This window comes from Paenibacillus donghaensis (genome assembly GCF_002192415.1).
Classification (GTDB): Bacteria; Bacillota; Bacilli; order Paenibacillales; family Paenibacillaceae; genus Paenibacillus_AQ; species Paenibacillus_AQ donghaensis.
Map to the genome: position 1 here is coordinate 1,629,916 of NZ_CP021780.1, position 14,766 is coordinate 1,644,681.

Sequence of the window (14,766 nt, forward strand, 5' to 3'; positions counted from 1 at the left end):
TGAACCGGACATCCTTCATTAATTTAAAGAATTCGCTCATTCTTTTTTATCTACCTCTGGTCCTCTTTCATCCACCTCAGGTTCATCATCATCTTCTTCTGAATTTGTAGTGTTTTTATCAAAGATCGCCTGGGCCATACTTTCAAACTTTTTCGAAGCGCTCATGAAGAAATCTGCAAATTTGTTGAACATTTCTGCTTTGACCAGAATGACAGCGCCCTTGCGCTTATTCCCGAAAACGATGAATTTCTCACCTGGCTTGATATCAAGTTCTTCCCTTGCTTCTCTAGGAATAACAATTTGTCCTCTCTCACCCATTGATGTTGTTCCCAGCACTTTGCCGTGCCCGAATCCATGACTGTTTTCTTTTTTATGCTGCATTATAAATCTCTCCTTTGATAATCAATCTACATATTAGTATGATATTTCATACTAATCATATTTTCAATGATTGTGTTGACTAAAGGCTACAAACCGTTATTTGTCTGAAATTCGTCTAAAAATACTGTTCTAGATCCGCGATAAACAAGCATTCTTCCGCGTTTGTGTGAATACCATTATGAATGGTGCAAAGTCCGTAATCTTTAGGGTAGGAGAAAGGGGCACGAATGATGGAAGGGTCAGGCCTTAGTCAGGGAAAGAAAAGGATCACAGCGAAGATAAGAGGTTACCTGGGGCATGAAGATCATCGTGACCTCGAAATCCGGAACGAATAAGGTTACGTACACGATAATTGTGAGTTCTCCGAATTTAGCATTGAATAGACCTGCGACGGTTGACAGTACGTGCAACGCCTCGCAAACTGCGGCCAAAGCTGTGGAAGGCAGCGTCATCAACGATAGCAAATGGTGCTCCAAGTCCAGCAACCGCTCACTGCAGATCGATCTTGGCTCTGTGAAGCAAGTGAATCAATTCGTCATCAAGCACGCAGCGGAAGGCGGAGAGACCACTTCATATAACACGAAAGCTTATAATATTCAGGTCAGTATTAATGGTACGGATTGGAGCACAGTAGTCAAAGTGGCCAATAATACAAAAAGCGTGACGGTAGACAATATCGCTTCAGTATCAGCAAGATATATCAAGTTGAACGTTACGACGCCTACGCAAACCACAAACCCTGCGGCAAGAATCTATGAGTTCGAGGTCTACGGACCAAGTGTTACACCCTAATATTGTGACGTATGGGGGGCGCAAAGGAATTTAATTGAAGAATGCATAGGGATGGCCTTAAAACTTGCCGTTATAGACAGCGCGCTGAACCGTATCATAAGTAGCGGCAAGTTTTTTGAGAAAAACTCGCATCAGAATGATCATGTTAGGGTGTTAGCATGATTTGTGAACATTTTGGAAAAATGTCTTTTAATAAGCGAACAATGCGCTCCTTTACCAGCTATAGGCCGGTGTAGGAGCGCATTGTTGTAGTCAATATCCGGTTGCTCTACTTGGGGATGCTACATTTTTTGCAAAAAAGCTAATCCGTGCAAACTATAGCCTAATAAACCTTTATCTTCACAAGTTTGCAAATGAAATTGAATCCATTGTTCAAAATCTTCCTGATTAGCCTCATTTATTTTATTCGAAAGAAGATATCCGATCCCATCTGTTCCAATATGAGCAACTATTTCTGTATTATAGACTTTTGCGATTTGTTCGATTTCTAGTGGAGACATATGTAGGAATATACCATCCTTTGTTTTGTTATTATACCAAGTAAGTACATCTTCCATATTTTCAAGTCTATCGCGTATGTTCAGTACTGAATTTGCTGTGTTGTTAATATATGAAATAGCCAAAAGTCCTTTTGGTTTTAACACACGTAAGCATTCTTTCATTGCAAGCTTTCTTTCTTCGTTACCGATATGATAAAATGCTCCCATATTCAAAACAACATCAAATGTTTCGCTTTCGAAATGTGATAAATCAGTTATACTTCCCGTATAAATATCAGCCAAAATTGGCTTTTTATCTTGCTTACCTCTTATAATATCAACATTATGAGGAACAATATCTCCGGCTATTACCTTATACCCCAACTCTGCCAGTTTAAATGAATAATTCCCTGTTCCTGCACAACCATCAAGGATGTATGCCCCTTTTTTAAAGAGTTTTTCAAAATATATCATAGAAGTTATCCATTCTACTTGATGTCCGTTATCTCTAAAAAATCTGCCGTCTTCATCATATGATCAGAATGTGTACCAAGATACTCAACATATTCATCTGCTGTGAACTCCCGTCCACTATAGAATTCACGACGTTCAAAATCAACAAATCCATAATTGACAACATTCTCGTACGTTAACTTTTGTGTATATGGAGTTTCAGTGCGAAAGTAATCGTTATATACTTTTTGTATTTTATTATATAAGGCTTCGTTAGGCGTTCTATAATCACCGTACATCAACATCATTGCAAGAGTACCGCCAGTTTTCAAAAGCTCAAAGGATCGTGAGACGCCAATTTCTTCTGTATCCACTGCATTGCAGCAGCAGAATATATTAGATCAAACTGTGTTTCTTGATGATGTCAGCAAAAACATCATTGCCATAATGAGGACGCCATTTGTCAAATTTCTCAGGAATCGTGTCAAATACCCTTCTAAACTCCATATTACCCTCTCCCTCACAAATATTCTTTAGCAGGTGTTCAATGATTAGTTCAATAGAAAAAAGCCTGGAACAATATCCGGCTTCTAGAGTAAATATGGGACTTCAATATTGCACCAAGACTTCAATCTAAATGATAACAGAATCCAAAAAAATATTCTAGTAATTTCTGGGCGAAGTGTTAGCATTAGGTTACCGGTAAAAAAATTGTGGTGCGCACAGCTACATAGGATGGAGTTCACGAATGAAGGGTTTCGACTTAAGTGAGGGTTTTATTGGGAGATCGTAAGGCCAATAATAGCCAAACGTTTCCCGCAACTATTGGAAAAACATGCTGCTGGATTAATTGGTTATGGCTCGGATGTCCTAGGTTATGATGATGATTTATCAAGAGATCATGAATGGGGAGCGAGATGCTACATTTGGCTGCTTGACTCGGGTTATGATAAGTACGCTGCAAGCCTTAATCAAGCATTTGATGAAGGAGTTCCAACTTTATTCAAGGGGTATCCTTCCCGTTTTTTCGTAGATGAGTCTCATGAGGTGCTTATACCCTATAATGGATGATATCGCAATATAACGACAAGAGCGGAACACAGGTCAACAGCCCTATGTCCTGCTCTTATTTACATTCACTCGTTCTCTCGCGCTTTCTCATACTCCACCTCAACCATTTTGAAAAAGTTGAACGGCTTGATTTTTAGCCCTTTGCAAAGGTCAAAAATTTTTTTGACGGAAGGTTCGTTTCTGCCAACCTCAATCATGTACTGGTCAATCTCGTATTATTTGCAGTTTATCATTTCTGGTCTCCTTGGCTTATAGTCGCAAGAATTGTGGCATTTTCACCATTATTTTATTTGGTATACAAAAAAGATTCTTTGAAATTGGGAATATTCGTACATTGCTTGGCTAACTTTACAGATGTAATAGCTTTAGTGATGTTATTGTGAACCGTACCGTAATCCCGTTTAAAAAAGGGAGCGGAGGTATTCAAGAACTTGCAAGGGACTTTTACAGGTCCTCGATGGGTCTTTAGTATGGTCGAACAAGCGGCCGACTGAGACTATGCGACGATTTTTTTTCGATATGCGTTTGGGATGTTGTCATGGCGGGGGTGGCCGGGTAATAGACATGATTAGAACTTTCAAATTTGGCTGAATTTGGAGTAAGAGCCAAGGAAACGGAGGGACAGATCATGGCGGCACAGACAGTATCAGGCATCAGTCCGGTACAGGCCATTGCAGCTTACGGTGGCACACAAAGCGATGTCAGTTCTCTGGAGAAGCAGCGGAACCGGTTGCTGATGGAACTGGACAAGGTGAATGCAGCGCAGGGCGGAGAGATGCGGACTCCTTATCGCCGGGAGCAGCTGCAGCGGCAAATTCGACTGATGGAGGCCCAAATGGTACAGAAAAGTGGGAGTAGCACCCCGGTCGATTTTGTACTAGCTCCTCCGCTTCAAGACCATCTTCCGCTCTGGCGGACTGAAGGAAAGGGAGGCCTCAAGGGCGTCGGTCTGACCGATCCCCGGACGGCGACGGTAAACTCAGAGGGCCATTTCAACGCATTGATTTAGGCAAAAAAAGCGAAGGTGCGAAAAGCGTCCGGTGATGAACCGGCTTCTCGCACCTTCTTTTTTTAAAGAGGCGGCAGAACTCCAAGGTTGGCTGATCTGGCTGTTATATAATTTCTACTGTACCAAACTATCCAATTCCGGCTGCAATTTGTTCCGCAGAACATACAGCATGACGGCACCGACAAGGAATGCGGCGGCATCCGCAATGACAATCGACCAGACCACCCCGTGGAAGCCGTTCATTTGATTGGCGATATAAAGCACAGGAATCAGCGTAACTCCTTGAATAATTGACATAATAAACGCGGCTGTTCCTTGTGCTGTTGCCTGGAAGACCCCGGTAAACAAAGTGGTCATTCCTGTAATGAACAAGGATAAGAACGTCACATGCAGAATGTAGCTGCCCATTTCAATTAATTGCGGGTCATTTGTAAATAGACCAATTAAATGGTCGGAAACTAAATAGACGATGATGCCGAATACGGCTGCTAACCCCACAATCACTTTGGTCGTAAATCCAATGGTATTCTTCATGCGCAATTTATCCGCTGTAAAAGAGAAGGCAATGAGCGGCACGACCCCCTCGCATAAGCCCATTAGAATAAACTCAGGAAATTGCAATAAACGTGATGAAATTCCGTAAGCCGCTACGGCTGAATCCCCGTATTCGACAAGAAAATGGTTGAAGATAAGCGACATTGCCCCCAAAAAGATGCTCATAATAAAGACGGGAACCCCGATTTTGAATACATTGCCCAGAATGTCTTTGGTAGCCTTGAACCATTTTACGGAGACAGTTAAAAATTGGCTTTTATATCCCATATGGAGGGCGTAGTATACACTCGCAACCAAGTTAGAAATGACCGTAGCTGACGCAACGCCGATCACGTCCCAATGGAACACGAAGATGACGAGTGCATCGAGAATGATATTTACAACAACACTTAGAATCATACCGATCATCGACGTGATGGCTGCACCCTCCGAGCGCACGATATTCTCCAGCGTGAAGAATAATACGACGAATGGTGAACCCATAAGCATAATAGTGACATAGTCCTTCGTGAATCCGAAGGAGTCAGGCGTTGCCCCCAGGCCATGAACGATGGGATCGATCAACGGGAGACCCACGGCCATCACGATAAGACCGAGAACTAAGCTGCTGTAAAAAGCGAATGAAGACACTTGCTTTACGTCATCATACTTTTTCTCTCCTAGCATACGGGAGATGTAGGTACCGCTGCCCATGCCAATCAAGTTGCCCAGCGCCATAATGATTGCGAATAGCGGCAAGGTTAGCGCGAGTGCGGTTAACATAGCAGTATTATGGAGTGTACCAAGGAAATAGGCATTCAAGATGGAGTATATGACATTCATTGATGTGCCTAGCATCATCGGTATAGCGAAGTGAGCTACGGCCTTTGCGACCGGTGCTTTTTCAAAGTAATAAAGGTTTTCTGCATCCATGTTGGATCACCACTTTCTTTATTTTATCCAATCTAACGGTGTTAGATTGAACCTTACAGTGTTAGATGATATCATGAACCTATAAACCTGTAAAGCATAAACTTACACTGTTAGATAAAGGGCGGATAACGATGAAAAAGCAGCAGCCTCAAATTTCAGAGGACAGGATTCTGGAAGCCTCGTGGGAGCTTCTTGGAGAGGAGGACATCGAGAAATTCAGCATGAGACGATTGGCCGACAGGCTGGGGATTCAGGCTCCCTCCCTGTACTGGTACTTCAAGAGCAAACAGAATCTTTACCAGCGCCTGGCCAATCAGGTATCGAAGGTGATTCTGGAGGAGTTCCACTCCGAGGGGGATTGGAAGGAGCAACTGACAGGGCTTGCGGTAACAGTACGGAGCGTGCTCAGCCGATATCCCTGCTCTACGCAGCTCATGATGATGACGCTGCCCCACGAACCGGACATCATCCGGTTCACCAACCGTATGCTGCTCTGCGTGGAATCGACGCCGCTTGCGCAAGCGCAGAAAATGCAAGTGGTTACTACGCTTGTGAACTATGTCTTCTACTTCGTTCTAGACAATTATCAGCATGAGCACAATGTCTCTGCGATCCTTAAAGACCAGGGAGCACCTCCGGGTGAGGAGCTGATTCGGGTCCTGGATTCCATGAGCGAGACAGATGCGGGACTGTTCAGGAGGATGTTTACGAACGGGCTGTTCGAGCTAATGGGGACCGATGGGGCGTTTGAGTTCGGCCTGAAGCTGATTCTGCTCGGGATTGAGCAGGTGATAAAGGAGCAGGAGAAGTAGTATGTACAAAACCGCTCATCCGGTTATCGGATGGGCGGTTTCGCTGGGGCTTACCGTTTACCCTAAAATTACAAAGCAGTCGATCACTACGGTCGGAACGATGCGTCTTGCCTATGATTTTTTGCTGTGCGAAAAAAAGCCCCTACCCAAATACGGGTGGAAGCAGGTGAAGGAATGAGAAACTAACGGTTAAATTCCGAGAGAGAAGTGGGAATATGGCAGACCATATCCGCTTTGTCAATTGTCGCTCCTGTATGTCTGACGGCTACCATGTTTTTGACCACATTTCCCGGTGGCAGGCGGTTTCAAACCCGATTTTGGGATAGAAGTCGGGGGCACCTCCGAAACAATATGTAGCCCCCAGCTGTTCAGTGCGTTTCATTAGCTCGGTTACGGCTACAGTTGCCAGCCCTAAACTGCGATATCGCGGAGCTGTAGCGAGTGGTTCAAGATATGCAAAATCGTTCATACCATCAACCCACATTCCGGCAAAACAGGCGTACTCTCCATTGGGAGCTTTTATAATTGCGGTAAGGTCCTTTCTGAAATGTGGTCCACTCTGCATGAGCAGTCTGGAATCAAGGTCATCGTCAGGCTCGTCACCATGGTTGAATCCCCGCCACAATACATCGTTAATTTTACGCAGGTCATTTTCATTTTCTAAAGTGATGAAAGTGAATCCCTCGGGTAATGTGCGCGTGGAAAAACCTGAAACGTAATTGTAAACTCGGATCGGCTCACTGTATGTCTTGTGATATTCTTTTTGGACAAGCAATTTTATTAGTTCTTCTTCATAGTCATATACCCTAACATCCAGGCTGTATTGGTCAGATGATCTCTTAGATAGCTCTGTCTCTGCATATTCAACCATTTCTTGTTTTAAAAAATCATATCCTTCTTTGGTTGAAAAGTAGCATTCGCCAATGTTCATTTCATAGCAAGCTACACCTACCATTTCTTCGTTCTCCTCCCAAATACCGAATCGGTGTGTTAGAGAATGTTCAAAATAAGGATGTGTATGCGCATACTCCCAAAAAGGCTGCGGGACATTACCACCCAACTGATATTTGTTGAAGTTTAATCGCATGAACTGAGAGACTCTTTCGAAATCGGAAAGTAATCTATACCTTCTTAATGTGATCTTCATGTTTTTCCTTCGGATTTAATAATAGGTCATATATGCTGGAAGGATAGGCCTGACAATTCTTGTTGATTGGAGTAGCAACTATCACTTCGATATGTCCTCCTCCATCATTATATAAGATAGGGTATCATGAAATTTTCATGTAATCTATGTAGAGAACATATTAAACAAAACTTGCCGCTTCAGCCAGCACGGTGAACCGTATCACAAGTAGGGCGAAAATTTCAGGGGAAATAGCCTCTGAATAAGATTCCTGCGCCGACGTTGCTTGTGCTGGAAGGGAAAGGAGGAGTGACTGCGTACAGCCCTCAACTTTACCATCCGGGTACGCACAAGCTCGTAGGATAGGCTCGGCCTGATCGTCTCGTAGATCGTTTTTTACTTGCTACATGGTCGCTTTTACTTTGATTAATAATTTCATGAAGGTCTCGGTTTCTTTTTCGTTAAGACCCCGGGTAATGCTTTTTTCTACTTCCATGAATATTTCGTTGAATTCCTCGACGAGGTCACTCCCCTTTTTCAATAAGTATATTTTTTTTTGCCGCTCGTTATCTTCCGGGATTACCCGTTTAATGTACCCCTTTTTCTCCAGCCCTTGAAGCATGCTGGTGATGGTGGCTCCCTTACGGTTAAAATGGTCGGCCAAATCCTTCTGGATCACACCGTTATCCTGATTTTCAAAAATGTAGCCCATCATCCGCCCCTGCTGAGCGTTCAGATCCAGTTCTGACAATCGGGTATTTGCCATGCTTCTAATTTTCATTCCGATAGTTACAATCAAATCCGAATAGGGGGTATGAAAAGTTTGTTCTGTCATCCTGCAGCCGACTCCTGTCATATAGTTAGAATTCTAATTATAAGCAATCTTAATAGTTAGATGAGTTACTGTCAACTTCATATAGCTATAAACCATTTAATTAGATTATTGACAATTAGAATTCTAACTGTTATATTTCTATCTATAAACAAATAACATTCCATTACAGGAGGGAAATACAATGATTACTGCAATTATTAATGCGCGTATTTTTGACGGCGAGAAAGTGATTGGAGAAAGAACGGTCCTGATCGAAGGTGAAAAGATCATATCGGTGGGTGGTGAAATACCGGAACATGCGATCATTATCGATGCTGAAGGAGGGACTTTGCTTCCTGGTCTGATCGATGCGCACGTTCACACTTCCGTAGATGGCCTGCGGGACGCTCTACAATTCGGAGTTACGACGGAACTGGAAATGATGGGCGGGTTCACGAAAAATGGCCGCGAGGCACAATTGAAAGGGATCGAGGATATTGCTGACGTACGTTCTGCAGGAATGGGGGTCACACCTCCCGGTGGGCATCCTGATGAACTCATGCCTGGGGATGGGGAAATTCCGGATTTTGTACTGAAGGAATTGGAGAAGATGAGCGAGGAAGATCGAAATGCCCTGCTGGCCGCTCATGCACATGATCATGGGGAGGCTCCTGCGGTATCGACCCGGGACGAAGCTATAGCATTCGTGGGTGAACAGGTTAGAGACGGAGCCGACTATATCAAGATTATGATCGAAGAAGGGACAGTATTAGCAGCGCCTGGACTGCCTGTCTTAAGCCAGGACATTCTGAGAGCAGCTGTAGAGGAAGCGCATCGGCATCACAAGATTGCGATTGCCCATGTATTGACTGCGGAATCCTCCCGGCAAGCAATAGAAGTCGGAGTCGAGGGACTCGCTCACTTATTCATCGACCGCCCTGAAACGACTCCGGATCTGGTGAGAATGATTGCGGAGGCTGGAGCCTTTGTTACGCCATGTCTCGTCTTGAACTCCTCGATTATCGGTAAACCCGCATCGGAAATGGCGGGAGATCCGCTTGTGAGTTCCAAGCTTAGTCCGGAATGGATCGATACTCTGAATGCCAGCTTCAATACCTACCCGCAAGGCAGTATGGAAGACAACTATCGGAACGTGATGGACCTTCACCACGCAGGTGTAGACATTCTTGTGGGTACGGATGTCTCTGTCCCGGTTCCAACGCTGGGCGGGCTTGCCCATGGAGTTAGCGTACACCACGAGATGCAGCTATTGGTGGAAGCGGGATTCACGCCTGTAGAAGCCCTTCAGTCAGCAACTTCGAAGACGGCTCGCCGCTTCGACCTGGATGACCGCGGACGTATTGTGGAAGGGGCAAGAGCTGACTTGGTGTTAATTGACGGCGACCCGACAACCCATATTTCGGATACGTTATCGATCCGTGAAGTATGGCAGCGCGGTATTCAAAAAATGGCGAAGGTCTGAAATCATGATGGCGCAATTCCAGAACGCACAAGCTGAATTTTCATTGCGAAAGATTTTACCAATATCAATGACTGTCGCTGCTGGCATGTTCCTGGTTATCCTGGATAGTACGGTCATGAACATGGCTGTACCTAAGCTGGTTCAGTCGTTCGATACCCAGGCACTGTTCAATGGGTGATTACCGCGTATACGTTGGCCATGTCGGCCGTCATCCCGTTGGCGGGATGGTTCTCGGATCGTTTCTCGGCCAAGCGGGTGTTTACCAGAAGAGATGGGTTGCTGGCTCCATGGAGCATTCATATCCTCGAGATGGAAAAAGGTAAGATAGCTCATATCCATCATTTCATTGACTCCGATTTATTTGTTCGATTTGGATTGCCGACAGGTTTGGACGCGAAGCAGGATTTTTTGATATACCGATGATTTTACGGTGGCCGGATCGTCTATACTTATGAATCACAATCGAATCAAAACTCGAGGAGGAACAATCTTATGACGGTAAAATTTACCCCTTATATTACTTTGGAGGAACGCGTAAGGAAGCCATTCAGTTTTATGAACAAGCCATCGGTGCAGAAATCCTCTCCATGGTTACTTACGGTGAAATGCCGGACATGCCCAATACGTTCACTGACGATCTGAAGAGTCTTGTAGCGCACGCCAAGTTAAAAGTCGCTGTAACGGAACTCATGTTTTCGGATGCTCCAGGCGGTTCGCCTATTGAAAACGGGAAACGGGTAACCATCTGCATTACAACGAACGACGTAGAAGAATCAAAACGAATTTATGAAGCCTTGCGGCAAGAAGGTCAAGTCAATATGCCGTTTAAAGATGAACCTTTCAGCCCTGGATTTGCTGATGTAACGGATAAATTCGGCGTGACCTTTCAAATTTTTACTGAGCTTCATTTGGCATAGATGATCTTGGATTTGCGGCCAATACGCTTCATAACTTGTTCCGAATGGCAGATAGCGCAAGGTTGTTTGTAGGCTACTGCGATGCTTCCAGATGAAATTCTCGGGCATCCATATAGACGATATTATGAAGCTGTATCTCTGGTAATCCAAGCATTTCGTTGATATACTGAAGTGGCATCTGTCATATCCTCTTGTTGTTTGGTAGGACTTACAACAATGCAGGATTTTCAGATGCTTTTCCATTTCATACTCGTTTCATGTTCGGTTGAATTCGTCTTCACAGCCTGATGTTGTTCCTAACATCAATGAACTCATTAGTAGTGTTGATTATTTTAGGCAACTAACCAAACGGCTGGCAACTTGTTAAGGCATAATATGAAGCTAACTACTAAACTTCCAGCATGGATTGCTGAAATCAAGCAAAAATATAGTTAACTTGATGTTGGCTTTGAAGTGACGGTGAAAACAAAGAGTAACCAGTAGAAAACAGAATATGTTTGATTATAAGAGTCGAGGAGATACATTCCTTGGCTTTTTTTTACTTTCACTTGGGAACAGCATAAACAACTTGAGGACGTTGTGTAAATTACTATGGTCAATCGCCAACACCCGAAAACTATATAGGGCTTGCTGAACAATGCCCAGATTCAGGCTATATCCCGGCCAGCGGCTTGCTAAAGCTTTTGGACGTCCACATCGCTGATCCCGCTCCTCTTAATCTTCTTAGGAACAGTCTGGACATGTTCTCTACCTTTTAGTCACTCATCCATGAAATATAGCGACGAAGCGATTTTCTTTGTTCAGCAAGACCTATATAGACATGCTGAAATCAAGGGTTAGATTAACCTATGATTTACAACATATGCCCCATAAAAACGATAAGCGGAACACAAGCTAATAGCTTCATGCCCCGCTCTTATTCACGTTCACTCGCTCTCCCACGCTTTCTCATATTCGATCTCAATCAGCTTAAAAAAGTCAGACGGCTTGTTCTTCAGTCCTTTGCAGAGATCAAATATTTTCGTGACGGAAGGCTCGTTTCTTCCAACCTCAATCATGGAAATATAGGACCGGTCGACATTGCATTCGTGCGCTAGATCTTCTTGGCTTAGTCCTTGTTTGATGCGTATCGCTTTAACAGTTTTTCCGATAATTTGCTTAGTCGTATTGGTAAAGTACCTCTACCTACCATACGAAAGGGATGATTTGGATGCTCTCCCATTTTAGCATGGCTTTCGAATCAAAAAAAGAGTGTTTTCACATTTTGCATCAAATAGAAATACCTTACGGCTACTCCAATGCGGGGTTGCATCGAACCTTGCACCTCCCAGACGTAGGAGGGCACTGCCCCGATTGCGGAGCCTGGTCCACTCACGTGCATGAACAGGTCGCCAAGACGGTCATTTCGGGAACTTTTAATGGAACCCCCGTCTATGACTCTTTTTTTCATCGGCGATTGAAATGCTCGTACTGCTCCCGTACCTTCATGGAACCGCTCCATTGGCTGGCTCCCTACCAACGTTTGACTGAAACCGGAAGAACCGCTTTACTTTATGCAGCTGCAGATGGAACCTTTCAAAGCGTCGGTGAAGATTTCGGATGCAGTGGGCAAAATATCAAAGTCCATGTTCGCGCCATTACGAAAAGACGGTTGGCGATACACCGCAGGAGCGAACCACGCCTGCCTTCCTCGGGATCGACGAGATCGGCTTGGCCAAAGGAAAGGGAAGCTACCGCTTGGTCGTTTACGACTTGACGGTTCCGTGGCGTCCACAGCTCATTCGCATGCATACGTCCCGCAAAAAGGAAGAAGTGATTTCCCTTCTACAGCAATTCGCTACACCTGAGCGGATCATTGGCATAGCCATTGATATGTGGGAGCCCTACAAGGTCGCGATTCAAACGGCTTTACCTCATGTGACGATTGTCATCGATGCCTTTCATCTGATTCAAGCGTCCTCCAAAGCGCTGGATGGTGTGCGGAAGAACGTACAGACGAAATTAAACAAGGAACAAGCTCTGGCTATGAAACAAGAAAAGGAACTCTTTTCCAAGCCGATCGAGGACCTCACGGAAGAGGAGAGAAAACGACTCCAAGCGTGGGAAGAAGCGATTCCGGAACTGGCCAGAGCCATCTCCCTTCACCAAAAGCTGCGAGCACTGTACCGTTGCCGGGACTTCGAAGAGGGACTCACGCTTCTGGCTGACTGGGAAAGAGAAGTCCTCGCTACCGACTTGGAGCCCTTCCATCGACTTTTGAGAACCGTCTGGAACTGGCTTCCCGAAATTATGAACCGGTTCCTTTGCAAAATCTCCAATGCGAAAACGGAAGGGAAAAACAACCAGCTTCGTGCGATGAACAAGCAAGGTTTTGGGTACTCCATCCAGTCCCTCCAAGCCCGAATGGAGATGAAGGAACAGCAGACTGCGTTAAACCGCTGGCGAAACTACCAGGATCGCCAGGAGAAAAAGTCAGGCTGACACAATAATCGACAACGACCCGTGACTCTTCTTTCTTCGCGTCTTCCATTTGTAGAATTTCGTCGATTCTCCCGTAACTTGTTACTGAACCACATTCTTTAAATCGAATAAGAGGAATGGATTTGCACGCAATAACAAAAGATTTGGACCGAACGTAGAGCCATTTCAAGACCACATAGGTCATGAGTGCAGCAAATAACTGATTGAATACGGCATTTTCTGTCGTCCCAAACAGAATGGGGACATTCAAATTTTGTTTGATCCACCGGAAGAACACTTCAATTCCCCATCTGGCCTTGTACATCTCTGCAATCTGTTCTGCAGCCAGGTGCCTGAGATTGGTGGCTACTCGAATGTCATGACCATAATCATCCGTGAAAATGACCACACGGTGCCGAAGCTTCGATTGGCATTGGGGCGTGCCCAAATAACACGTGATGTCCTTGACGACGTTGGAGCCAGCATCCTCTACTCTCTTTAGGGAATGAGAGGAAACCAGGGTTACATTTTCTTTAATTCGCGTCACGAAACACTGCTGTTCTCGTACGTACTGATCAAAACGCTTGATTTTTCCGTATGCACGATCATTGACCAGAATATAGTCTTTGTTCGCGAGCTGTTCTCCAATCGGACCGTCGTGAGCAGAGCCGATGGTTTCGATCACCTGAACCGGCTGCTCCGTGCCTGCCGACAAGGCCACATGTAGTTTAATCCCTGCACGTTCACCATGAAACAAGGCCCAGGGCAGTCGGGTTTTCCCCACTGTAATGGTCGTAGAGTCTACCAATAGCAAGTTTTTGGGAATGCCCAGATGACGCTTGGTGGCTCGATTGCACTTCGAAAGAAATCGATGAAATAATTGCTTGAACAATGCATACGGCACCTCACTGGCTTTGGAGGAGAAGGTAGAGTAACAAACAGGCATTAAACCACTCTTCACCGCCTTTCCTATGCCCGAACGATAGCTGTCCCACTGCCCTAAAGCCGAATGCATGAAGAAAAGCAGCAACTGGCTTGCCGTGAATTTCCTAGCGGTGTCCTTATAGTCCAGTGCTTGCAAGATTTCAGTCACATCTTCTTCCGTCAATAGGGTTTGAACTAAACGGGTGAACGTGCTAGAATTTTTCATGAGGTCGCCTCTTTCGAATCGAGTTCTGTGGTGGAATCGATTGTACCGAAAGAACGGCCTTTTTTCAATTTTTATTCCTTATTTTGGGTAATCAACAGGCGTGAGTTGAAATAAAAGAATTGGTGTAAAATACATCGGATTAGCTACACTAGACTGGTAAAGCTGATAAGAAAGGAAGAGAAGAGTGTAGCAACGAGTGGAGCTGGCCCGGCAATTGCTGCACCTGCTAAATCGGAATCGGGTCTGAGGTACATTCCATTAACCTCTGCTCTACGTCGGTTTTTCAGGAGCCTCTCCTGCTGTTCCTTTAACTCGCTCAGCCTTTCGAAGAGCAGGCGTTCGTCCACACCGT

Annotated in this window: 15 protein-coding genes and 2 pseudogenes; 9 read left to right on the top strand and 8 right to left on the bottom strand. The window is 44.8% G+C overall.

Annotated features, from left to right (window positions below; all coding sequences use genetic code 11):
* Positions 1-36: 36 nt before the first annotated feature.
* Positions 37-381 carry an AbrB/MazE/SpoVT family DNA-binding domain-containing protein gene (locus B9T62_RS06810; RefSeq protein ID WP_087914572.1) on the bottom strand — a complete coding sequence of 115 codons (345 nt, stop codon included), beginning with the start codon at positions 379-381 and terminating at the stop codon, positions 37-39.
* Positions 382-678: 297 nt separating this feature from the next.
* Between B9T62_RS06810 and B9T62_RS06815 the strand changes: the two genes are divergently transcribed.
* Positions 679-1,173: a discoidin domain-containing protein gene (locus B9T62_RS06815; protein ID WP_087914573.1), complete on the top strand. Its 495-nt coding sequence runs from the start codon at positions 679-681 to the stop codon at positions 1,171-1,173.
* Between the two features lie 281 nt (positions 1,174-1,454).
* Here the strand turns inward: B9T62_RS06815 and B9T62_RS06820 are convergent, their stop codons facing one another.
* Both B9T62_RS06820 and B9T62_RS06825 read right to left on the bottom strand, forming a co-directional pair.
* Positions 1,455-2,126, bottom strand: coding sequence for a class I SAM-dependent methyltransferase (locus B9T62_RS06820; RefSeq protein WP_087914574.1), 672 nt, complete (start codon positions 2,124-2,126; stop codon positions 1,455-1,457).
* 14 nt (positions 2,127-2,140) lie between these two features.
* Positions 2,141-2,479: a hypothetical protein gene (locus B9T62_RS06825; protein WP_157685487.1), complete on the bottom strand. Its 339-nt coding sequence runs from the start codon at positions 2,477-2,479 to the stop codon at positions 2,141-2,143.
* Positions 2,480-3,376: 897 nt separating this feature from the next.
* On the opposite strand from B9T62_RS06825, the gene B9T62_RS41435 reads away from it, so the two are divergent.
* Entirely contained in the window at positions 3,377-3,559 is a 183-nt protein-coding gene (locus tag B9T62_RS41435; RefSeq protein ID WP_342746188.1) for a CPBP family glutamic-type intramembrane protease, read from the top strand.
* A 245-nt stretch (positions 3,560-3,804) separates the two neighbouring features.
* Entirely contained in the window at positions 3,805-4,185 is a 381-nt protein-coding gene (locus B9T62_RS06835) for a hypothetical protein (protein ID WP_087914576.1), read from the top strand.
* Positions 4,186-4,299: 114 nt separating this feature from the next.
* Here B9T62_RS06835 and B9T62_RS06840 read toward each other — a convergent pair whose 3' ends face one another.
* Positions 4,300-5,652, bottom strand: coding sequence for an MATE family efflux transporter (locus tag B9T62_RS06840; RefSeq protein ID WP_087914577.1), 1,353 nt, complete (start codon positions 5,650-5,652; stop codon positions 4,300-4,302).
* Between the two features lie 131 nt (positions 5,653-5,783).
* On the opposite strand from B9T62_RS06840, the gene B9T62_RS06845 reads away from it, so the two are divergent.
* Both B9T62_RS06845 and B9T62_RS38775 read left to right on the top strand, forming a co-directional pair.
* Positions 5,784-6,464: a TetR/AcrR family transcriptional regulator gene (locus tag B9T62_RS06845; protein ID WP_087914578.1), complete on the top strand. Its 681-nt coding sequence runs from the start codon at positions 5,784-5,786 to the stop codon at positions 6,462-6,464.
* 1 nt (position 6,465) lies between these two features.
* Positions 6,466-6,642, top strand: a complete 177-nt coding sequence (locus tag B9T62_RS38775) for a hypothetical protein (RefSeq protein WP_157685490.1) — start codon at positions 6,466-6,468, stop codon at positions 6,640-6,642.
* Positions 6,643-6,729: 87 nt separating this feature from the next.
* Here B9T62_RS38775 and B9T62_RS06850 read toward each other — a convergent pair whose 3' ends face one another.
* Positions 6,730-7,611, bottom strand: a complete 882-nt coding sequence (locus B9T62_RS06850) for a GNAT family N-acetyltransferase (protein WP_157685491.1) — start codon at positions 7,609-7,611, stop codon at positions 6,730-6,732.
* Positions 7,612-7,993: 382 nt separating this feature from the next.
* Positions 7,994-8,425: a MarR family winged helix-turn-helix transcriptional regulator gene (locus tag B9T62_RS06855; protein WP_087914580.1), complete on the bottom strand. Its 432-nt coding sequence runs from the start codon at positions 8,423-8,425 to the stop codon at positions 7,994-7,996.
* A gap of 181 nt (positions 8,426-8,606) precedes the next feature.
* On the opposite strand from B9T62_RS06855, the gene B9T62_RS06860 reads away from it, so the two are divergent.
* The 3 genes and pseudogenes from B9T62_RS06860 (at position 8,607) to B9T62_RS06870 (ending at position 10,804) form a co-directional block, all read left to right on the top strand.
* Positions 8,607-9,887, top strand: coding sequence for an amidohydrolase family protein (locus B9T62_RS06860; RefSeq protein ID WP_087914581.1), 1,281 nt, complete (start codon positions 8,607-8,609; stop codon positions 9,885-9,887).
* A gap of 4 nt (positions 9,888-9,891) precedes the next feature.
* Positions 9,892-10,065: a hypothetical protein gene (locus B9T62_RS38780; protein ID WP_211296419.1), complete on the top strand. Its 174-nt coding sequence runs from the start codon at positions 9,892-9,894 to the stop codon at positions 10,063-10,065.
* Positions 10,066-10,379: 314 nt separating this feature from the next.
* A pseudogene (locus B9T62_RS06870) lies at positions 10,380-10,804 on the top strand (VOC family protein).
* A 926-nt stretch (positions 10,805-11,730) separates the two neighbouring features.
* Here B9T62_RS06870 and B9T62_RS06875 read toward each other — a convergent pair.
* Complete coding sequence (locus tag B9T62_RS06875) at positions 11,731-11,958, bottom strand: helix-turn-helix domain-containing protein (RefSeq protein WP_087914583.1); 228 nt, start codon at positions 11,956-11,958, stop codon at positions 11,731-11,733.
* A gap of 445 nt (positions 11,959-12,403) precedes the next feature.
* Between B9T62_RS06875 and B9T62_RS40545 the strand changes: the two are divergent.
* Positions 12,404-13,150, top strand: a pseudogene (locus B9T62_RS40545) (ISL3 family transposase); the annotation flags it as partial.
* On the opposite strand, the gene B9T62_RS06890 reads toward B9T62_RS40545, so the two are convergent.
* On the bottom strand, positions 13,092-14,414 hold the full coding sequence (locus B9T62_RS06890; RefSeq protein WP_087914586.1) for an IS4 family transposase: 1,323 nt from the start codon (positions 14,412-14,414) through the stop codon (positions 13,092-13,094). The pseudogene B9T62_RS40545 and the gene B9T62_RS06890 overlap by 59 nt on opposite strands.
* Positions 14,415-14,766 lie beyond the last annotated feature (352 nt).